The organism is Paenibacillus glycanilyticus, from assembly GCF_051200795.1.
Classification (GTDB): Bacteria; Bacillota; Bacilli; order Paenibacillales; family Paenibacillaceae; genus Pristimantibacillus; species Pristimantibacillus glycanilyticus.
Window position 1 is genome coordinate 1,225,167 of sequence record NZ_CP195155.1, and the last position, 20,992, is coordinate 1,246,158.

Consider the following 20,992-nt stretch of genomic DNA (forward strand, 5'->3'; position numbering starts at 1 on the left):
ATCGAATCTTCGTTAAATTGGGGGCTTTTTCTTGAAGAATGGAGGAATAAGAAATGGACCTGGTCATAAAAAGCAATCGCCGCCAATTCTTTTTAGTCCTTATTGTTTGTTTTACGTTAGTCATGACCTTTACAGGCTTTGGAGGTGCCGGAACAGCGAATGCGGCTGTTTCGCCGCTCATTACATCTTACAAACCACAAGCGGTAAACGCAGATGTGAATGCTTCCTACACGGATGCTAACGGATCAACGGTATCAGCAACGATCCATCATCCGGGCATTGCCATGACGCTGGCCGATCTGGACAATATGCGCGACCATGCAAGAGCAGGGGACGAGCCGTGGAATACGGCGTTCGAAGCCTTTGCCGCCGACTGGCAATCCAGGCCGAATCCAAGAATCTTATATGAAGTCGGCAATGATCTATTCGTTAATATACGCGGTCCGTGGGCCTTTACCGATGCAAGTGGTAAATACTGGTCCGACCCAAGCGATTATGTGGGAACGCGTGCGAATACGGATGCCTTAACCGCTTTTAAACAAGCCGTTATGTGGTACATTACCGGCGATGAGACGTACCGTTCCAGTGCGATGTATATCGTCAGATCTTATTCCGGCATCCAGTCTGTTGCTCCTCATACGAACTTCCGTTTTGCGACGATGACTTATTTGCTGGCGGCAGCGGCAGAAATTTTGCGTTATTCCGACACGCCTACAGCAGGTTTGAAATGGACAGAAACCGACACTCAGAATTTTATCCATATGATGGAGCTTTGCTCGGTCACTTATAACGCACATTCTTTTTTCATGAATCAACACCAATTTACGGTTATGGGAACGATGGCGCGGGCGATCTTTACCAATGACCTGGAAATGTATGCGGAATCCGTAGAAGCAACAACAGTGAATGCAGAAGGCGATGATGGGGGAAGGAATGGTTCGATCAAACATGAAATGCGATGGATGACCAAAAACGAAAGGACAGGAGCGCCGCTCGATCCGTCGGATTACCATGTGCAATTAATGGAAATGGGCCGCGATGTGGGACATTCTTATGCCAATATCGCCGGACTGTCAACATTGGTACAGACCATCTACGCCCAAGGAACGAAGGTTGACCCGGCAGCAGGAACAATCTCAACGGCTGCTAATGCGGTAAATCCATTCCATTTTCTGAACGACAGGTTGCTGGAAGGGACCACGTATGCTCTAAAGTATCATCTGGGATACGATGTGATGTGGACGCCCGCGGTGGCAAACCAAAGCTATTCCGGTCAGATATTCGATCAGATCAATCCGGATCAAAGAGGCAGAATTGATGCGTTCTACAGTGTTTTGTACAACTATTATAAATATATCGAAGGGCAGGATATGACCCAGGAAAAATACAAGTATTTGGCCTATGCGTACGAAACGAGAATGCCTGAGGTTGCGGGAAAGGATTATCCGCTTGCCATGTTATTGTATACGCCTGACGCGGCAGAGACGGATGGACTGAGCAACAGGATCATTCTAGGCAATATAACTGGACTGAAAGCAGCAATAGCCGGCTCGGATGCGATCAACTTAAGCTGGACGGCAGTACCGGACGCACTTGGTTACAACATCTTTAGATCAACAGAGGAAAATGGAACTTATACTCAGATTAACAGTGCGCCAATTACAACAACGTCTTATAGCGACACAAGCTTGAATCCAAATACGATTTACTTTTACAAGGTCCGTGTATCCGGAGGATCAACGTTCGCCGTTGTATCGGCCACAACGGGAGGAGACGGCATTCCGGCTTTTGATGCAAGCAGTTATGTTCTTAACGTCAATCATACGCATCAATCCGTATTAAGGGTCATTCATCCGGACGGAAGCAATCAGGTTCTTACAAGTCAAGCAAGCTTCACTTCATCCGATCCGGCTGTGGCAACCGTCGATTCGGCAGGCTTGGTGACCGGGATTGGCGCAGGTACGGCTGCGATTACCGCGACCTATAACGGGCAAGCGTATCATGCAGCTGTAAAAGTCAACGTCGACACCCATTTAAAAGCCTGGTATAAATTTGACGAAACAAGCGGAGCTTCAGCCGCAGACGCATCCGGAAACGGCAATACTGGAACGCTGAATGGCGGTACGGCCTGGATTACGGGTAAAATCGGCAACGCTGCGGATCTTGCCGGAACAAACGGCTATATTGCCCTTCCTTCCAGCCTTGTCTCCGGGGCTGACACAATCACCATTTCAGCTTGGGTGAATCTGGATAGCGCTAAAAACTGGACGCGAATTTTTGATTTTGGTTCCGGGACTTCGACCAGTATGTTTCTTACTCCGAAAAATGGTGCCAATGGCAAAATTCGCTTCGCGATCAAAAACAATAATTCGAGCGAGCAAATCATTGACGGGCAGTCTGCGCTGGCAACGGGAGGCTGGCATCATGTAGCCGTTACGTTAAACGGTTCGATCGGCACTCTCTATGTTGATGGAGCTCAAGTGGGGAGCAATACGTCGATGACCATTAAACCGTCCGATCTGGGCGCAACGACGCAGAATTGGATCGGCCGTTCCCAATATAGCTCCGATCCGTATCTCGACGGACGAGTGGATGATGTCAGAATCTATAATCGCGCGATAAGTTCATCTGAAGTTGCGAGTGTGATGAACGGGCAAACCTTGGAATCCGTAACGGCAGCACCGACGGGTGTGATAGCTGCGACAGCAGATTATAGATCGATTAACGTAAGCTGGCCAGCTGTACCAGGAGCAACGGGTTATCAGGTATACGTCGCCGATTCATTAGCTGAGAATGCCGTCTATACCAAAGTTAATAGCGATTTGATTACAGGAACGTCGTATACCAGCCTGGGTTTAAAACCGAATACGGCCTACCATTACAAGGTAACGGCAGTAAATGCAATAGGAGAATCGGACATGTCGGCAATTGCTTCCGCAACAACCGATGGTATGCCGATGGCCACCCTCCTGTCCTGGTATAAATTTGACGAAACAAGCGGGGCTTCAGCCGCAGACGCATCCGGAAACGGCAATCCTGGAACGCTGAATGGCGGTACGGCCTGGATTACGGGTAAAATCGGCAACGCTGCGGATCTTGCCGGAACAAACGGCTATATTGCGCTGCCTTCCAGCCTTGTCTCCGGGGCTGACACAATAACCATTTCAGCATGGGTGAATCTGGATAGCGCTAAAAACTGGACGCGAATTTTTGATTTTGGTTCCGGGACTTCGACCAGTATGTTTCTTACTCCGAAAAATGGAGCCAATGGCAAAATTCGCTTTGCGATCAAAAACAATAATTCGAGCGAGCAAATCATTGACGGGCAGTCTGCGCTGGTAACGGGAGGCTGGCATCATGTAGCCGTTACGTTAAACGGTTCGACCGGCACTCTCTATGTTGATGGAGCTCAAGTGGGGAGCAATACGTCGATGACCATTAAACCGTCCGATCTGGGTGCAACGACGCAAAATTGGATCGGCCGTTCCCAATATAGCTCCGATCCGTATCTCGACGGACGGGTGGATGATTTCCGCATTTATGACCAAGCCCTTCCTGCTGACGAGATTGCTGCCCTTGCGGGATTGTAACAGGCGGAAAAAATTCAAAGGCAAAGGATGGGTAGGTTATGGAAGTTAACTACCATTTATTATCGAAGAAGGGAGCTTGGGGAGATCAGGGGGATGGCACCTATGTTAATCCTGTCTTGCCCGGCGATTATAGCGATCCGGATGTCATTCGGGTCGGGGATGATTATTACGGCATCTCCTCTACTTTGCATTGCTCTCCGGGGATGGCGGTGCTGCATTCCAAGGATCTTGTGAATTGGAGCATGATCGGACATGTTGTTCAAGATTTGACAAGCATTGGCCCGGAATACAATTACGATCGCATGAATCGTTATGGCAGAGGGGTCTGGGCCGGCGCCATCCGATTCCATAAGAATAAATTCTGGGTTTATTTTTTCACGCCCGATGAAGGATTGTTTATGAGCACGGCTTCCGATCCGGCTGGACCTTGGGAGCCGCTTCATCGGGTTTGGGAGGTCACTGGCTGGGATGATTGCTGCCCATTCTGGGACGATGACGGACAAGGCTACCTGGTTGCCACTCATTTTGCCGATAACTATAATATCCATTTAATTAAACTTAGTGAAGACGGCAAAGAGCTGCTGCAGGACAGTGATAGGATTATCCATCAATACAAAGGGAGCGAAGCCAATAAGCTCTACAAAATAAACGGGATTTACTATTTCTTCCACAGCGAGGTGCGAGCTCAGGAAGGCTTTGAAGCCCGAGTTGTCATGATGTTAAGGGCAAGGCATATTTATGGTCCTTATGAGGAAAAGGAAATTATTCATACCCACGGAAAGGAAATAGACCGGGAGCCGAATCAAGGCGGACTGGTCGATACTGTTACCGGGGAATGGTATTTCATTAGCCACCAGGGATCGGGCGATTTTGAAGGCAGACCGCTTCACTTGCTGCCCGTAACATGGGTGGACGGATGGCCGATCATTGGAGAAGATACGGACGGCGACGGAGTCGGAGAAATGGTATGGGGAGGCAGGAAGCCGATTAACGGCCATCCCACGACGGTTCTTACCACGAATGACGATTTTGACCGGGCGGTGCTTAAGCCGTATTGGGAGTGGAACCATCAGCCAAGAGCCGACAAATGGTCGTTAACGGAACGGCCGGGCCACCTGCGTCTATACGCATGCCAACCGATCGAGAAGGGCAATTTTTTTACCGTCTGCAACGTCATTACGCAACGGGCGTTCAGAACCGTTCATAATATGGCAACCGTAAAGCTGGATATCGGCGGCATGGCGGACGGGCAGGAAGCGGGAATTTGCCATTTTGCGAAAACCTATTGCACGATTGGCGTACAGCAACGGAACGGGACAAGGATCCTGAAGTTTAATCATTCGGGTACGGTAGAATGGGGTCCGGAATTAAAGGGTTCTACCCTATGGTTAAGGTCTGTATGGAACGTAGACGGAATCAGCCGGTTTGAATATAGCGTCGATGGCGTACAATTCACGAGCTTTGGAGACGCGTATCAGCTGGGATGGGGAAATTACAGGGGCGACCGGATCGGGTTATACAGCTATAACTGCGAAAGTGAGCAGGGTTATATCGATGTAGATCAATTTAATTATTGGGTTGCGAGGAGTGGAGAATGAATGAAATCGCCATTGTTTAGGGATCCCATTTATGACGGCGCGGCAGATCCAGTCGTTATTTGGAATCGGCAGGCCAAGGAATGGTGGTTGATCTATACGAACCGCCGCGCAACGCAGGAGGGGCCAAAATTCGGGTGGGTGCATGGCACCGATCTTGGTGTTGCTTCTTCCTCGGATGGCGGATCAACCTGGTTATACCGGGGAACCCTGGAAGGTCTCGAAACGGAATGGGGCAGAAATACGTTCTGGGCGCCTGAAATCATTTGGCATGACGGGCTGTACCATATGTATGTCACTTACGTCCACGGCGTACCGGAAGATTGGACGGGCAAGGCTCGTATCCGGCATTATACAAGCTCCGACCTTATTCGTTGGGAATTCCAGTCCACGCTTGGCATTAGTGAGGAGAACGTGATCGATGCCTGTGTGTACCAGCTGCCTAACGGCATGTTTCGAATGTGGTTTAAGCAGCGGAATCATACCTACGCTGCAGAGAGCAAGGATCTGTATGATTGGCAGCCGATTGGTCCGGTCATAACCGAAAGAGGCCACGAAGGACCGAATGTGTTCCGCTTAAAAGGATATTATTGGCTTATCATAGACGAATGGAGAGGGCAAGGTGTTTTCCGTTCCGATGATCTGACGGTATGGGAACGAAACGGAATCATTCTCGACCAGCCTGGCAGGCGTGAGGATGACGGGACGATCGGCCTTCACGCGGATGTAGTTGTGCAAGGAGAAGAAGGATATATCTTTTATTTTACTCATCCAGGCCGTGTGAAGGGGCATCATGAAGATTCGAACAGTTATGAATTTCGCCGTTCGTCCATTCAGGTTGCCAAGCTGGAGGTTGTGGACGGAGTGCTGATCTGCGACCGCGACAAGGAGTTTGAGTTGAATCTGGAAGCGGATGATCGATAAGATGGAGGGAAACTCCTCTAAACTCGAGAACAGATAATTGTGATCCTCCAAGTAAGCCCACCACCAACAGGGGTTCATCTGTTCTCTATCCTAAGATTGATCTGATCTAAGGTATTGAAATCCTGCGAATAAAAAATTAGGGAGCTGACGGCTACAGCTTTTTGAAGTTAAAGTCCCATAAACAAAGAAGACGCCGCCAGAAAGGCGTCTTCTTTGTTTAATAAAGATTTATAAGTAAGTTAAGGACTACTATCCCAAATCCATCGTTGACATAAAGAAACTTCCTTGTTAATGTATTAAACAGTTGTTTTAAACATATGTTTAATACGAGATATAGATAGAGGGAGTGGAGAAATTGAAACATTCTTTGCAGGCATTTATGAAGCGCCCGACCACATGGGTAGGGATTATTACGGCACTTATGTTCCAAATCATATTCTCTTTGATTTGGATGACGGGCTATGACGGGGTAACCGATCGTGCCAATCAGCTGCATATTGCGGTTGTCAATAAAGACCAGCAGCTTGGAGAGCAGGTAGCGGCTAATCTGCTTAAGGAGCTGCCGTTCCAGATGTCCCGGCTGGATGATTTGGACGCTGCCCAGCAGCAGCTGGACGACCGGAAGCTTCAGATGATTATTTACATGCCGGAGGATTTTACGCAAAAGGCGGCGTCTCCAGGCGGACACGCCAACATTCAGTATTGGATTAATGAGTCGAATCCTGCTTTAATTAAAAGCATGATGAACGGGGTAGCCGAGCAGGTTACGGCCGAGGTAAACAAGCAGGCGGTAGCCGCCGGCGTGAAGACAACGCTAGGCGTGGCTGCCCAGATGCCGGAGGAGCAGGCTGCAACGGCTGCGCAAAGTTTGGCTGAGCGCGTAACAGCGGATATTCAGTCGACTAACGCCATACATGGCATGAACAATCAGATGGTGCCGATGATGATGGTGCTTGCTTCTTATGTAGGCGCCATGATTATGGGGATGAATCTGGAGCAGTCGGCAATGGCCGTTCAGGCCAGCGTCAGCCGCTGGAGAAGATTCGGGGCAAGAAGTATCATTAATATTGCGGCAGCAGCTGTTGTATCATTAGTAGGCTCGGCATTGCTGTTATCGCTTGGCGGACAAATCGAGCAGGGCTTTTTCCATCTATGGTTATTTGAAATGCTGTTCCTGCTCACCTTTATGTTCGTATCGCAAATGTTTCTCTACCTGTTCGGGATGGCCGGCATGCTGTTCAACATTATGCTTCTGTCGGCGCAGCTGGTATCTTCGGGTACGATTGTGCCGCGGGAGCTGTTATCGGATTTCTATACCGGGCTTGGTTCCGTTCTTCCCGCAACGTATGCGGTTGAAGGAAACATGAACTTACTGTTTGGCGGACCCGGCGTAGGCCATGAGGTAGCGATTCTCTTCCTGATTACGGCGGTAGCCGTAGCGGTGAGCGCTGCGGCGACGGGGCTGAGACGCAGTGCGGTTCGAAAGCAAGAGGCAGCGGTTGCGGCCAAATAATTCGATTTAAATAGATTTGCTGGAGGATTAGACAATGACAACGAATGAGAGCGATGTGAAGTCCCGCATTCTGCTTGCGGCAAAGAAGCTGTTTGCCAGTCAGGGCTTTGACGGGACAACGGTAAGGCAAATATGCGAGGAAGCGGGCGGGGCTAACGTCGCTCTCATTTCGTATCATTTCGGCGGGAAAGAGAATATGTTCGCGGCTTTGTTCGATGCGTATTTTCCTAGCCAACAGTTTGCTGACGTGGACAAAGACCTGCCTCCGCTTGACGGCGTGAAGCTGGTTATTTCGGAGGTCTCCAAATTTCGGTATAACGATCCGGAGCTTGTTCAGATTATCCAGTATGAAATCCTGCTGAACACTTCTCGCATCGACAAAATCCGCTATTACGTTATGCCGCTGTGGCAGGCGCTGCGGAAGTGGCTGGAGGCAGGCCGCGAGCAGGGCGTGTTCCAATTCAACTCGGTTGATCTTACCGTGTACTCCATCGCGGGCGTATTGTTGTTTAATCGCAACTCCGAGTACTGGCAGGCTATCCGCAGCGAGGGGCCTCATACGCTGGATTATACGATCGAAGAGATGACTCATTTTATTTTAGGCGGCTTGCAAGTGAAGCTGTAATTAAGGACGGCATGCGCTTATATGCGTATGCCGTCTTTTTGCTAGGGCTATAATGGTGAAGGTGCCTTGAGAGCCGATGTTAATTAACTGCAAAATTGGTCCAAGACACTTGAAATCGGACTGGAAAATGAGTATGATAAAAATGGTTGTTAGCACTTCAAGCTTACGAGTGCTAATATAAAACAATAAGCGACAAATTTTTTAAGGAGGCTATTTTCAATGATCAGACCTTTGGGTGAACGCGTATTGATCGAACCGATCGCAAAAGAAGAAACGACTGCAAGCGGCATCGTTTTGCCGGATACAGCTAAAGAAAAGCCGCAAGAAGGCAAAGTGGTGGCAATTGGCAGCGGTACGCTGAAAGACGGCGTTCGCGTTGCGCTTGAAGTTCAAGTTGGCGACCGCGTCCTTTTCTCGAAATATGCGGGAACAGAAATCAAATACGACGGCAAAGAGTATTTGATTATGAAGGAAAGCGACATTCACGCGATCTTTGGATAAGCCCGTTTCCTAACATAGAGGGCAAGGCGGAAGATACTTATTATACTTTTTGGGAGGTAACTGGTAATGGCAAAAGAAATTAAATTTAGCGAAGACGCTCGCCGCGCAATGCTGCGCGGTGTTGATCAACTTGCAAACGCGGTTAAAGTAACGCTTGGTCCTAAAGGCCGCAACGTGGTGCTGGAGAAGAAATTCGGCAGCCCGCTTATCACAAACGACGGCGTTTCCATCGCGAAAGAAATCGAGCTGGAAGACGCATTCGAGAACATGGGTGCTCAGCTCGTTAAAGAAGTAGCAACAAAAACAAACGACGTTGCCGGTGACGGTACAACGACGGCTACCGTTCTGGCTCAAGCGATGATTCGCGAAGGCCTGAAAAACGTTACGGCTGGCGCTAACCCTATGGTTATCCGCAAAGGCATCGAAAAAGCGGTTAAAGCTGCTGTAGAAGAGCTGAAAGCAATCGCTAAACCAATCGAAGGCAAACAATCGATCGCGCAAGTGGCTTCGATCTCCGCTGCTGACGACGAAGTAGGCCAACTGATTGCGGAAGCTATGGAAAAAGTGGGCAACGACGGCGTTATCACGGTTGAAGAATCGAAAGGCTTCGTTACTGAGCTTGAAGTGGTTGAAGGTATGCAATTCGACCGCGGCTACGTTTCCCCGTACATGATTACGGATACGGATAAAATGGAAGCTGTCCTCGACAACCCATACATCCTGATCACGGACAAAAAGATCTCGAACATCCAAGAGATCCTGCCTGTTCTGGAGAAAGTCGTTCAATCCGGCAAACAGCTCCTGATCATCGCGGAAGATATCGAAGGCGAAGCGCAAGCTACGCTCGTACTGAACAAACTGCGCGGCACATTCACTTGCGTAGGCGTTAAAGCTCCAGGCTTCGGCGACCGCCGCAAAGCAATGCTGGCTGATATCGCTGCCCTGACTGGCGCGCAAGTGGTTACGGAAGAGCTCGGCCTTGAGCTGAAATCCGCTACTGTGGACCAACTCGGTTCCGCTCGCCAAATCCGCATTACGAAAGAAAACACGATCATCGTTGACGGCAGCGGCAACCCTGACGACATCCAAGCTCGCGTTAACCAAATCCGCGTGCAGCTGGAAGAAACAACTTCCGAGTTCGACCGTGAGAAGCTGCAAGAGCGTCTGGCTAAACTGGCTGGCGGCGTAGCGGTAATCAAAGTCGGCGCGGCTACTGAAACTGAATTGAAAGAGCGCAAGCTCCGCATTGAAGATGCCCTGAACTCGACTCGCGCAGCGGTTGAAGAAGGTATCGTATCCGGCGGCGGTACAGCTCTGATCAACGTATATAAAGCAGTTGCGGCTATTCAAATTGGCGGCGACGAGCAAACAGGCGTTAACATCGTATTGCGCTCCCTCGAAGAGCCGCTTCGCACAATCGCTGCGAACGCTGGCCAAGAAGGTTCCGTTATCGTTGAGCGTCTGAAAAACGAAAAAGTAGGCATTGGTTACAATGCTGCAACCGGCGAATGGGTGAACATGTTCGAAGCGGGTATCGTTGACCCTGCGAAAGTAACTCGTTCCGCTCTGCAAAACGCAGCTTCCGTAGCGGCTATGTTCCTGACTACAGAAGCGGTTGTTGCCGACAAGCCTGAGAAAGACAAACCAGCTATGCCTGATATGGGCGGCATGGGCGGTATGGGCGGCATGATGTAAGAATCGGACAGAGTACGTCCGATTCGGAAAAAATCAGTCATCTAACAAGAGAGGCTGCAAACGCGCTGAACAGCGCGTCTGCAGCCTCTCTTTATTTTAATCCGTATTATTTCCGATTCAGTATCCCCAAGTATTCATGCCACGGTCCTACGTCCGTAACATAACGGTTGGCCATAACCCTGACGATTTGGGCGATATGCGTCATGTCATGCACCGCCCAAGTAGCGATTAACTCCCGTACCTTTACGACGCCAAATGCAGGATGGGAGCCAGTCCGCTCAAGACTTGATTCATCCTTCACGAGCTCCTCGAGCCTCGCGATATTATGAGTCCGGATCGCAATAAATTCGAGCAAGGACTGTTCAAATGATCGGGCAGAGGCTTGATTCAAATGAGCGTAACGGTCAAAGGAAGGGAAGGGCGCATGTTCGCCTTCTGCGAGGATAAATTCGAGCCGCGGAATCCAGTTGTTTTTCTCCCCCTCAATCAGATGCTCAATGACCCTCCGCACATTCCAAGTTCCTTCTCCTTCGTTGCATGTCAGCCAGCCATCGGACAAACCGGATAAAAAAAGCTGCAAGGTTTGCGGTGTGCGTTCCAATACTTCAATCGCTTCCGTGAGATTAAAATTCATTTGCTTGCTCCTCTCCTAGAAACCGTTCTGCCTTAATAGCCTATCATAAAAAAATACCACTTGTAATCTGGCCTTCATTCCTAGTATGATTAGAAATGCATTTTTAAAAAGACTCATATAATCATGGGAATATGGCCCATAAGTTTCTACCGGATAACCATCGCAACTATCCGACTATGAGTGATCGCTGTTTGCATTTTTTCTTTATTGTGCTTTTCCGTACTGGAAGCAGTAGGAAAGCCTTCGAATGTAGTTCAGCGTGCACGAATTAGTTTAACGTGGGACAGGCCTAATAGGGCTTGTCCCTTTTTTTATTCAACTAGAGGAGCGAAAAAGATGAAAAGGCTGAAAGATCGAATACGCGAAGAAGGATTAATTTTGTCCGATACGGTGCTGAAGGTGGATTCCTTCTTGAATCATCAAGTAGACACGGAGCTTGCCTTGGAGATTGGCAAAGAATTGGTGGCCCGGTTTACGGACAAGACTATTACGAAGGTGCTTACGATTGAAGCAAGCGGCATTCAATTTGCGATGGCTGCGGGTATTGCGCTTAAGGTTCCGTTTGTATACGCCAAGAAGAAAAAGGCGGTCACGCAGTCGGAGCAGGTCTATTCGGCGTCTGTTCATTCCTTTACGAAGCAAGAAACGTATCAGGTGACGGTTTCGAAAAATTATTTGGGACCCGGCGACAAGGTTCTTATCGTTGACGATTTTCTCGCAACGGGCGCTGCCCTGGTTGGTTTGGTTCAGATCGTGAGAGAATCCGGCGCTGAGCTTGCCGGCGTTAGCTGCGTCATTGAAAAAGGCTTCCAAGAGGGCCGGGGATTGCTGGAGCAAATGAATGTCAGCGTCGAGTCGCTTGCAACCATCTCCAGAATGGCGCCGGGGGAAATCGATTTCGAGGAATCGGCCAAAGAGCTTGTAAAGGAGACGGTATAAGGGATGCTGGGCAAACAGAGGGCATTTACATTAGGATTTCAGCATGTCTTGGCGATGTACGCGGGCGCGGTTGTTGTTCCGTTAATCGTTGGAGGCGCACTTCACTTGACTCCAGCGCAGATGGCCTACCTGATCGCGGCGGACCTGTTCACTTGCGGTCTTGCAACGATTCTGCAGGTGCTGGGTACCAAATATTTCGGCAGCCGACTGCCGGTTATCCTCGGCTGCACGTTTACGGCGGTGGGCCCAATCATAGCGATTGCGTCTGCCTCGAATCTGGCTACGGCTTATGGAGCAATCATCTTATCCGGCCTTTTCGTCGTATTGGCAGCACCGCTATACGGGAAGCTGTTGAAGTTCTTCCCGGTCATCGTAACCGGTTCGGTCGTTACCATCATTGGACTTTCGCTAATCCCTGTTGCCATGAATAACGTTGCCGGCGGACAAGGCAGCGCGGACTTCGGATTGCCTCGCAATCTGTTGCTGGCACTTGGCACGCTTATCGTCATTTTGCTCGTGAATCGGTTCGCCAAAGGCTTCTTGCGCTCCATATCCGTGCTGATTGGCCTTGCCGTTGGCACGATCGCCGGATACGCGATGGGAATCGTCAGCTTTGCGCCCGTAAACGAGGCTTCCTGGTTCAACATCGTTCAACCGTTCTACTTCGGTACGCCGCAGTTCAGCCTGACGGCCGTGTTCACGATGATTATCGTCAATATTGTTAGTATGGTGGAATCCACGGGCGTTTATCTGGCTGTCGGTAGAGCAACGGATCAGAAGGTGGAGCAGAAGCAGATTATTAACGGTCTCCGCTCGGAAGGCGCGGCCATTATGCTCGGCGGATTATTTAATGCATTTCCGTATACGGCCTTTTCGCAAAATGTCGGTCTGATCACGCTGACTCGCGTAAAAACCCGCGATGTTATTTTTGCGGCCGGCGGCATTATGGTTGTGCTTGGACTGCTGCCGAAGCTTGCGGCGATTACGACGGTGATCCCGAATGCGGTGCTTGGCGGTGCGATGGTTGTCATGTTCGGCTCCGTTGCGGCTTCCGGCATCTCGATCTTGTCCGAAGTAAATCTGCGCGAGGAGCGCAATCTGCTCATCGCCGCATGCAGTATTGCCGTTGGCCTTGGATCCTCGGCGGTGCCTCAAATCTTCGACCAGCTGCCGGACTTCGCCAAGATGCTTCTGCAGAACGGGATCGTAACCGGATCCGTTACCGCTATTTTGATGAATTTGCTATTATCCGGCAAGAACGGCTCTGAAGACGCTTAAAGTTTCAGGCCGGTTGTTTGTGGGGATGTAACCTGATAAGGGTTGCATCCTTTTTTGCTTCAATGAATTGTTCAAGAGTCATTTCCCCTTAGCCAGTTGAAGCCTAAGCTCGGCGTTTTTCACGGACAATTGCTTGGCCAGATCCGTTTGCGATTCCGTTAATTGATCGGCTTGGGCGCTGAGCTTTTTGATTTGGGTCAATTTACTCTGATCTGCCGGCGAGGAACCGTCAGGTTTGTCTTTTTGCAGCTGTTTGATTTTAGCGTTAATCTTGGCAGCTTTGCTTTTATTTTGGACAATCTGCCGGTCTATTTCAGCGATATCCCGTTTTAATCGGCTAATGATCGATGACGTAAAACTGATGGACATGGTAAGCACCTCATAATCGAATTGGGAAGCATGTTTCATTCAGCTATAAATTCTACTATAAAAGGAGTATGTCGTATATTGGCTTCTTGTACTCGCCGCCTTCGAGTGAGGATGAGGTTATTTGGGAATGCTTCCTGTAGTAGGGCCAACGACTTAGCGAAGCTGAAAATTATGGGAGAAAAAACCTGTATCTTTATACGTGATAATGAATTATAATCAACTGGTTTTCTAATGATCAGACATCAGGAGTTGAATGACATGACGTTGAAAAAAAGCTTGGTTCTTATGCTTACATTAGTTGTTGTGTTTACGCTGGCGGCATGCGGCGGCAAAAACAACGCGAATAATTCTTCCTCTAACGAAAGCCCGGCCGCATCCGCGGATAACGGTGCCGCAGAGGCTACCGGCAAGCTGGCCGATATTAAGAAAGCCGGAAAAATCGTCCTCGGCACAAGCGCTGAATACGCGCCGTACGAGTTCCACAAAAATATTGACGGTAAGGATCAAATCGTAGGCTTCGACATTGAGATCGCAAAGGAAGTTGCGAAGGATCTTGGCGTTGAGCTGGAGATTAAGGATATGGACTTCGGCAACCTGCTTGCCGAGCTGAAGCTTGGCAAAATCGACTTCGTTATCGCAGGCATGACGCCGGATAAGGAACGCGCCAAAGCGGTAGACTTCTCCAAGATTTATTACGAAGCTAAACAAGGCGTTCTTGTTCGTGCGGAAGATAAAGACAAATTCAAGACGATGGCTGACCTGGAAGGTAAAGCGATCGGCGTTCAAATGGGCTCCACGCAAGAGAAAATCGGTCAAGGCATTAAAGGCGCCAAGCTGAAATCCTTGGGTAAAACGACGGATCTGGTACTTGAGCTGAAATCGAAAAAGGTTGATGCTCTCATTGCCGAGCTTCCGGTTGCGCAAGGGTATGCCAACGTAAACTCCGATCTCGCATTAACAAGCATTTCGCCTGAATACGAGTCCGGCGGTTCCGCTGTAGCGGTTAACAAAGGGGAAAAGGATCTTCTCGCCGAGATTCAAAAGACGCTTGATCATCTGACTGCGGACAAGAAGATTGATCAATGGGTATCCGAAATGACGCAAATCTCCGAGAAATAAAAGGCAGGTAGACATCATGGAATTAGCGTATCATTGGGATTTTTCTTTTCTAAACGACTATGGTTCGTACTATTGGACCGGCATTAAAAAGACGTTGGAGGTATCGCTGCTTGCCGTTCTTAGCGGCCTTGTGCTTGGTACTCTCGTGTCCCTCCTCCGTTTGTCGGGACTGTGGCTGCTTCGTTTCATCGGAACGGTATATGTTGAAATCGTTCGCGGTACGCCGCTTCTCGTACAGTTGTTCTTGTTCTATTACGGACTTCCGATCTTCCTTGGCTTTGACATCGGTATCTTTACGGCCGCTTATCTGACCCTTACCGTAAACAGCGGCGCTTATATTGCCGAGATCATGCGTGCGGGTATCCAAGCGGTGGATAAGGGTCAAATGGAAGCCGCTCGCTCTTTGGGGATGTCGAAAGGATTGGCGATGCGTCAAATTATCCTTCCTCAGGCATTCAAAAACGTATTGCCCGCGCTTGGCAACGAGTTTGTCGTTGTCGTAAAAGAGTCTTCGGTATTGTCCGTTATCGGATACGCCGAATTGACTTACCAGGCAAATGCGATTAGAGGCGCCACCTATATTTCCATTGAGCCGATGCTTATTTCCGCGTTGATCTATTTCGTCTTGATCTTTACGTTGTCCAAGCTGCTTGGCATTGGCGAACGGAGGTTGAAAACAAGTGATTAAAGTAACCGGACTTAAGAAGTCATTCGGCAAAGCGAATATTCTGAACGGCATTGATGCGGAGATTGCGAAAGGCGAGGTTGTCGTCGTCATCGGGCCAAGCGGCTCCGGCAAAAGCACCTTTCTGAGATGCCTGAATCTTCTCGAGACGCCTACGGACGGCGTGATCGAGTACGAAGGCAAACGCCTCACGGACCGCAACACGAATATCAACGAGCTTCGTCAAAGCATGGGCATGGTGTTCCAGCAGTTTAACCTGTTCCCGCACAAGACGGTGCTGCAGAACATTACGCTTGCTCCTACCAAAGTACAGAACGTGGCAAAGGATGAGGCGGACAAAATCGGCCTTGAGCTCCTGCGCCGCGTAGGACTTGAGGAGAAACGGGATGCGTACCCGAACCGCTTGTCCGGCGGCCAGAAGCAGCGCGTAGCGATTGCCCGCGCGCTTGCGATGCGACCGCATGTGATGCTGTTCGACGAGCCTACGTCGGCACTTGATCCCGAGATGGTCGGCGAGGTGCTTGACGTGATGAAGTCGCTTGCGAAGGAAGGCATGACGATGGTCATCGTAACCCACGAGATGGGCTTTGCGCGCGAGGTAGGGGACCGCTTGTTGTTTATTGACGGCGGGCAGATTGTCGAGCAGGGACCGCCGCGTGAAGTATTCGCGAATCCGCAGCATCCAAGAACGAAAGAATTCCTTAGCAAAGTGTTATAAGGATATAGAAATAAAGAAAGAGACTTCGCATGGCGGATTAGCCAAGAGAAGTCTCTTTTTTGCATAGCGGGGAATGTTCAAGCGGGGCTTACTTCTTGATCGTAATATTCAAAGCTTGAGCCAGCTTGTTGAAGATGGAGGTATTCTCGAAAATGCCCGTGAACAGCTCCGAGCCTGCGCCTGTTGCCGTAACCGGAACGTCAACGCCCGTATGGCCGGAAGTTGTCCAGTCTACGACAAAGTTCAATTTGGAATTCGCGATCGCGAACGGACCGTCTTCACCGGAGATGGTTTTGCCATCCGTAGACTCGTCGGAATCGTCTACCTCTTCAACGGAGAAGCCGCCTGTTTCGTGGTCGGCAAGAACGAGCACAAGCGTATCCGGATGCTGCTTCGCGAAGTCCTTCGCTACTTTTACGGCTTTGTCGAGCTCTTGACCGGCTTTGATCGTGAGCTTCGCGTTATTGTTGTGAGCCATTTCGTCCGTAGCTTCCTCTTCAACCATAAGGAAGAAGCCTTTTTTGTTTGCGGAGAGAGTGTCCAGCGCTTTTTTCGTCATGTCGGCAAGAGGGACGATCGGGTTGTAGACATCGCCTTGTCCTTCCGGCTTTTGCTGGAACATTTCTTCGTTAGCGAACAGGCCAAGCAGCTTGCCTTTTGCTTTGGTCATGTCCGTTTTGTTCGTTACGTACGTATAACCAAGCGACTTCGCCTTTTTCACCAGGTCGCCTTGCGTTCCTTTGCTTTTCTCGGAAGGATCAGCTGGCGTCTCATCGTCGAAAGCACCCTTGTTGCCTGCAGGGTACCAGAAGTCTTCGCCGCCGCCGAGCAGCACGTCAACCTTCGACTTCGTCAAATATTGCAGGGCGATATCGCTTTGCTTGGAGCGGTCTTCTACATGGGAAGCGAAAGCCGCGGGCGTTGCGTCCGTAATCTGGCTTGTCGTAACAAGACCGGTAGACATGCCTTTATCCTTCGCGTATTCCATAATCGTTTTTACGCTTTTCTTGTTTGCGTCCACGCCGATTGCGCCATTGTACGTTTTTACGCCGCTTGCATAAGCGGTTGCGGAAGCGGCGGAATCCGTGATGGCCGTTGTGGAGCTTGTATGAATGAGGCCAACGTAAGGCATCGAGTCCATAGCCAGTTGTCCGCTTTCGCCTACTGTAGCAAGCCGGATGGCATCACGCTGCGCGGTGCCCATGCCGTCGCCAACAAAGAGAACGACGTTTTTTGCTTTTTGGGTTGCAGCGTTAACCTGGTTATTGCTCTTAATGCCTGTATACCCCGTAACAACAAGTGCGGCTGCTGCTGTTCCAAGCAGGGCTGTCTTCAAAACTTTGCCTTTCATTCTTGGATCTCCTCCTATTTGATAGCGCGATTTCAACTGCATCTTACAAAGTTTCTATTAGGAGAATGTATAGGAGAAGTAAAGCTTTTGTAAATTAGTTACAAAAATAGGAGTAAAGTTGGATCTGGGTGAAAAATCAGATCTATAGTCTTACGAATTCCTGTACCCAATAAGTCCGGTAGCGGCTGTCATTTGTCCCGGGTGCATATCCGATTCCCAAATGCGTATATTTAGGAGACAATATATTGGCCCGATGGCCCGGGCTGTTCATCCAGGCTTCCATAACAGCGGCCGGTGTGCGTTGACCGGCAGCGATATTTTCCCCGTATGCCGTCCATTCCACGCCAAACTGCGTCAGCATTTGTCCCGGAGTACCGTATGTGGGGGATAGATGGTCGAAATAATGGTTGTCTCGCATATCCTGCGCTTTGGCTTCAGCCGCCTCAAATAGCACTTCCAATCTGCTGAGAGGCTGCAGGCCGGCGGCTTCTCTCGCTTGGTTGACCAGGGCAAACCCTTCATCTTCAAAGTTTTCCTGCAAAGGATAGAGCAGATCCGTTTTTGTGTTTTGATTTTCCGTATTCGTTTTCTTCGTTGCGCTCGTTTTTTTCCTTGCTGCGGTTTTCTTCTTCGTCACCCAAATTATCCCCCTAATCGCTCATGCTGCTGGAATATGATATTCTATTCATACGATCAAGTCTGGTTTGGATGGTTGGTCAGGTTGATAGAGTAGGAGTGATATAAAATGTTTAACGCTAGCTTGTATACGGGCACAAGAGAAGAGAACTATACGCTGCTTATCAAGCAATTAACGGGACTGGTAGAGGACGAGGGCAGCCGGATCGCCAATTTGGCGAATGCCTCGGCGCTTCTTCAGCAGTTCCTGGATGATATTAATTGGGTTGGCTTTTACTTGCTGGAAGGGGAAACGCTTATCCTTGGGCCTTTCCAAGGCAAGCCGGCCTGCACGCGTATCGCGGTTGGCAAAGGGGTATGCGGAGCGGCCGTGGCGCGCAAGGAAGCCGTTCTCGTCGAGGATGTCCATCAGTTCCCCGGGCATATTGCCTGTGACAGTGCTTCCAATTCCGAGCTGGTTATCCCGCTGTACAGCGGCGGTCAGATTATTGGCGTGCTCGATATCGACAGTCCGTCGTTCAGCCGTTTCGACGAAACGGATCTTAAATATTTGACTATTTTTAACGAGCGCTTAGGGGAGTATCTATAATTTCGTCCTGAAAAAGGGGTACATGCTCAGTTTTCTTGGCAATGTGCATCATTCGTTAAAATTCAGCAAACGCACAATTTTGATGAATGCCTATACCGTTTGGGTTTTTAAACATAGGATACTGTACATTAGTTAAAGGAGATGAACAAATGAGCTACGGAGTTGGTCCTGTTGCAGGTGCCGGTTGCGGATATGGTGGCGGCAGTGCTTTTGGATTCATTCTTGTCCTCTTCATTCTGTTGGTCATCATCATCAGATCCGTCTGGCTTTAATGTCTGATTAAATAAAAAGAGGCTGCCCCCGCCATTTTGGCGCGGGGCAGTCTTTTTTTTCGTTGCGGCGTGACATGGTTGCAGCCGGATGCCGTAGCGCTATAATGAAGGGATGACAGACGGAAAGGGAAGAGCAGCGATGAACACAAACATTATACCGATTTATTTGCTGTCGGGGTTTCTTGGCAGCGGCAAGACTACGCTACTAACCGGTTTGCTGGACCATTGGCAGGCGCAAGGGCTTAAAGCGGCCGTTATTATGAACGAGCTTGGCGATATTAATCTGGACGGTCAGATGGTCGGAGATAAAGTCCCGATGTCGGAAATGCTAAGCGGCTGCATCTGCTGCACGATTCGAAGCGATCTCAGCCTGGAGATTAAAACTCTCATTGACACGCATCAGCCGGATGTCATCGTGATTGAATCAACCGGTGCGGCCAATCCGATGGAGATTATGGACGGCGTAACGGAGGCTGCCCTGTATTGCCGGATTGAGCTGCAGAGCGTCATTACGGTCGTGGACGGACCAGAACTGCTGCAGCGGAGCCGAAGCGGGAAAGGCAAGACGTTTAAGCTGATGCGCGATCAGATCCGGTGTGCGACAAGGCTGCTCCTGAACAAAGCGGATAAGCTGGCTCCGGACGAGCTGGTGGAGGCGCAGCAGCTGGTTCGCGACATCAATGCAGTTGCCCCGGTTATGACGACGGTCCGCTGCCAGGTGGAGGATTGGGCTTTCATCGAGCGGCAAGCGGAGGATGCTTCGCAGCTATCCGGCGTCGGCGTACATAAAGGAGAGGCGGAAAGTGAACACGCGCATCGCGATTCGCATCACCATCATCATACCCATGAGCATGTTATGGTCATGACGCATTACCTGAACGGAGCGGTCGACAGCGTAGCGTTTGAGGCGTTTCTGAAGCAGCTGCCGGATCATGTGTACCGGGCGAAGGGCATTGTAACGTTCTCGGATACGGCGAGCCGCTTCTTGTTTCAATACGCGTACCGGGAAACGGACTTTATCCGGATCACGCCGCAAGGGGAAGTGAATGACGTTGCCGTCTTTATCGGCGAGCATTTCTCGAAGGATGCCGTGCTTGAGGAGCTGCGTAAGCTCGAGCGTGAGCCTAACCATTCGACAGAATAATCGGCAATGCGACAAGACCATGTCTATCCAATCGTATGCTTGGGAAAAATAATCCATGAGGGGCATCGAGCTCCGGCATCACGAATTGGATAGGAAGGTGTGGCAAGGCATGAAAAGAAAAATCATCGGCGCATTCGCAGCGACTATGCTGCTGCTATCGGCTCCAGTCTACGCGGCGCAGCCGGAGGAGAAGGCTCCAGCAGCTCAGGATAACCGGATGGATGATGGCCCTAAGCATGGCCATCATCATCATGACGGCAAATTCGGCAAAAACTCGGAAGAACATCGGATGGAGAAGCTCCGTTATATGGCTGATTACTTCGGTATTAAAACGGAGGGCAAGACTGCGGAGCAGCTCAGAACGGAGCTGGAAGCGGCAAAGCAGAAGGATAAAGCGAAATGGGAAGCGTTCAAGACCGAGCATAAAGCGAAAATCCTGGAGCATCTGCGTCAGAAGGCCAAGGAAAACGGCATTGCAACGGAAGGCAAAACGGCGGAGCAGCTTCGCGAGGAGCTCCATAAGCTTCACCGGATGCACCACAAGAGCGATGCTCAGCAAGAGCCGCAGCGGGATGTCAAACAAGGCTGAACAAAGCCAGGACTATAGAATCAGAGGTAAAGAGGCTGCTCCGTTAGCGAGCAGCCTCTTTTATTTTCACAATTTTAGTAAAGTTACAAAATTCGACATTATCCTGTCGAAGAATTGATTATTCTGTCATATTAATTCCTAGTTTTCCGTTGAATTTATCACATTTTGTCAAGTATACTAGAACCATATCATAAATTGGAAAATACGCATGAGTAGGTCTATGGAC

20 protein-coding genes and 1 riboswitch are annotated in these 20,992 nt (G+C 49.8%); of the genes, 16 read left to right on the forward strand and 4 right to left on the reverse strand.

What is annotated here, in order from left to right:
* Window positions 1-53 precede the first annotated feature (53 nt).
* The 7 genes from ACR9FF_RS05455 (at window position 54) to groL (ending at window position 10,443) form a co-directional block, all read left to right on the forward strand.
* Window positions 54-3,590: a LamG-like jellyroll fold domain-containing protein gene (locus tag ACR9FF_RS05455; protein WP_435169571.1), complete on the forward strand. Its 3,537-nt coding sequence runs from the start codon at window positions 54-56 to the stop codon at window positions 3,588-3,590.
* Window positions 3,591-3,628: 38 nt separating this feature from the next.
* Window positions 3,629-5,188 carry a glycoside hydrolase family 43 protein gene (locus tag ACR9FF_RS05460; RefSeq protein WP_435169573.1) on the forward strand — a complete coding sequence of 520 codons (1,560 nt, stop codon included), beginning with the start codon at window positions 3,629-3,631 and terminating at the stop codon, window positions 5,186-5,188.
* Window positions 5,189-6,109: a glycosyl hydrolase gene (locus tag ACR9FF_RS05465; protein WP_201008414.1), complete on the forward strand. Its 921-nt coding sequence runs from the start codon at window positions 5,189-5,191 to the stop codon at window positions 6,107-6,109.
* 346 nt (window positions 6,110-6,455) lie between these two features.
* Window positions 6,456-7,622, forward strand: coding sequence for a YhgE/Pip domain-containing protein (locus tag ACR9FF_RS05470; protein WP_435169576.1), 1,167 nt, complete (start codon window positions 6,456-6,458; stop codon window positions 7,620-7,622).
* 34 nt (window positions 7,623-7,656) lie between these two features.
* Window positions 7,657-8,247: a TetR family transcriptional regulator gene (locus ACR9FF_RS05475; RefSeq protein ID WP_435169578.1), complete on the forward strand. Its 591-nt coding sequence runs from the start codon at window positions 7,657-7,659 to the stop codon at window positions 8,245-8,247.
* Between the two features lie 219 nt (window positions 8,248-8,466).
* Window positions 8,467-8,748: a co-chaperone GroES gene (gene groES / locus ACR9FF_RS05480; RefSeq protein ID WP_127495685.1), complete on the forward strand. Its 282-nt coding sequence runs from the start codon at window positions 8,467-8,469 to the stop codon at window positions 8,746-8,748.
* 66 nt (window positions 8,749-8,814) lie between these two features.
* Window positions 8,815-10,443, forward strand: coding sequence for a chaperonin GroEL (gene groL, locus ACR9FF_RS05485; RefSeq protein ID WP_127495684.1), 1,629 nt, complete (start codon window positions 8,815-8,817; stop codon window positions 10,441-10,443).
* A 106-nt stretch (window positions 10,444-10,549) separates the two neighbouring features.
* On the opposite strand, the gene ACR9FF_RS05490 is transcribed toward groL, so the two are convergent.
* Window positions 10,550-11,077 (reverse strand): DinB family protein, encoded by a 528-nt coding sequence (locus ACR9FF_RS05490; RefSeq protein ID WP_435169580.1) that lies wholly within the window; start codon window positions 11,075-11,077, stop codon window positions 10,550-10,552.
* 93 nt (window positions 11,078-11,170) lie between these two features.
* A riboswitch (purine riboswitch) is annotated at window positions 11,171-11,274 on the forward strand.
* 139 nt (window positions 11,275-11,413) lie between these two features.
* On the opposite strand from ACR9FF_RS05490, the gene ACR9FF_RS05495 reads away from it, so the two are divergent.
* Together ACR9FF_RS05495 and ACR9FF_RS05500 are read left to right on the forward strand one after the other, a co-directional pair.
* Window positions 11,414-12,016: a xanthine phosphoribosyltransferase gene (locus ACR9FF_RS05495; RefSeq protein ID WP_435169582.1), complete on the forward strand. Its 603-nt coding sequence runs from the start codon at window positions 11,414-11,416 to the stop codon at window positions 12,014-12,016.
* Window positions 12,017-12,019: 3 nt separating this feature from the next.
* Window positions 12,020-13,294 carry a nucleobase:cation symporter-2 family protein gene (locus tag ACR9FF_RS05500; protein ID WP_435169584.1) on the forward strand — a complete coding sequence of 425 codons (1,275 nt, stop codon included), beginning with the start codon at window positions 12,020-12,022 and terminating at the stop codon, window positions 13,292-13,294.
* Between the two features lie 78 nt (window positions 13,295-13,372).
* Here ACR9FF_RS05500 and ACR9FF_RS05505 read toward each other — a convergent pair whose 3' ends face one another.
* A complete protein-coding gene (locus ACR9FF_RS05505; protein ID WP_116393704.1) occupies window positions 13,373-13,663 on the reverse strand; it encodes a hypothetical protein in 291 nt (96 codons plus the stop codon).
* A gap of 258 nt (window positions 13,664-13,921) precedes the next feature.
* Here ACR9FF_RS05505 and ACR9FF_RS05510 point away from each other — a divergent pair, with 258 nt between their 5' ends.
* Genes ACR9FF_RS05510 through ACR9FF_RS05520 form a run of 3 tightly spaced genes read left to right on the forward strand, consistent with a single transcriptional unit; the run spans window position 13,922 to window position 16,185 of the window.
* A complete protein-coding gene (locus ACR9FF_RS05510; RefSeq protein WP_127495679.1) occupies window positions 13,922-14,782 on the forward strand; it encodes an ABC transporter substrate-binding protein in 861 nt (286 codons plus the stop codon).
* A 16-nt stretch (window positions 14,783-14,798) separates the two neighbouring features.
* Complete coding sequence (locus ACR9FF_RS05515; protein WP_116393706.1) at window positions 14,799-15,470, forward strand: amino acid ABC transporter permease; 672 nt, start codon at window positions 14,799-14,801, stop codon at window positions 15,468-15,470.
* A complete protein-coding gene (locus ACR9FF_RS05520) occupies window positions 15,463-16,185 on the forward strand; it encodes an amino acid ABC transporter ATP-binding protein (protein WP_116393707.1) in 723 nt (240 codons plus the stop codon). Before ACR9FF_RS05515 ends, ACR9FF_RS05520 begins: the two co-directional genes overlap by 8 nt.
* An 88-nt stretch (window positions 16,186-16,273) precedes the next feature.
* On the opposite strand, the gene ACR9FF_RS05525 is transcribed toward ACR9FF_RS05520, so the two are convergent.
* Both ACR9FF_RS05525 and ACR9FF_RS05530 read right to left on the reverse strand, forming a co-directional pair.
* The gene (locus ACR9FF_RS05525; RefSeq protein WP_127495678.1) at window positions 16,274-17,536 is read right to left on the reverse strand and encodes an alkaline phosphatase; all 1,263 of its coding nucleotides are present in this window, start codon (window positions 17,534-17,536) and stop codon (window positions 16,274-16,276) included.
* 142 nt (window positions 17,537-17,678) lie between these two features.
* Complete coding sequence (locus ACR9FF_RS05530; protein ID WP_127495677.1) at window positions 17,679-18,173, reverse strand: CAP domain-containing protein; 495 nt, start codon at window positions 18,171-18,173, stop codon at window positions 17,679-17,681.
* Between the two features lie 108 nt (window positions 18,174-18,281).
* Here ACR9FF_RS05530 and ACR9FF_RS05535 point away from each other — a divergent pair, with 108 nt between their 5' ends.
* The 4 genes from ACR9FF_RS05535 to ACR9FF_RS05550 all read left to right on the forward strand — a co-directional run bounded on the left by ACR9FF_RS05535 (window position 18,282) and on the right by ACR9FF_RS05550 (window position 20,766).
* Entirely contained in the window at window positions 18,282-18,761 is a 480-nt protein-coding gene (locus tag ACR9FF_RS05535) for a GAF domain-containing protein (RefSeq protein ID WP_127495676.1), read from the forward strand.
* A gap of 149 nt (window positions 18,762-18,910) precedes the next feature.
* Window positions 18,911-19,033 (forward strand): sporulation protein YjcZ, encoded by a 123-nt coding sequence (yjcZ, locus tag ACR9FF_RS05540; RefSeq protein ID WP_015842688.1) that lies wholly within the window; start codon window positions 18,911-18,913, stop codon window positions 19,031-19,033.
* Window positions 19,034-19,172: 139 nt separating this feature from the next.
* The gene (locus ACR9FF_RS05545) at window positions 19,173-20,177 is read left to right on the forward strand and encodes a CobW family GTP-binding protein (protein ID WP_435169589.1); all 1,005 of its coding nucleotides are present in this window, start codon (window positions 19,173-19,175) and stop codon (window positions 20,175-20,177) included.
* Window positions 20,178-20,286: 109 nt separating this feature from the next.
* Complete coding sequence (locus ACR9FF_RS05550; RefSeq protein ID WP_435169591.1) at window positions 20,287-20,766, forward strand: hypothetical protein; 480 nt, start codon at window positions 20,287-20,289, stop codon at window positions 20,764-20,766.
* Window positions 20,767-20,992: the final 226 nt, after the last annotated feature.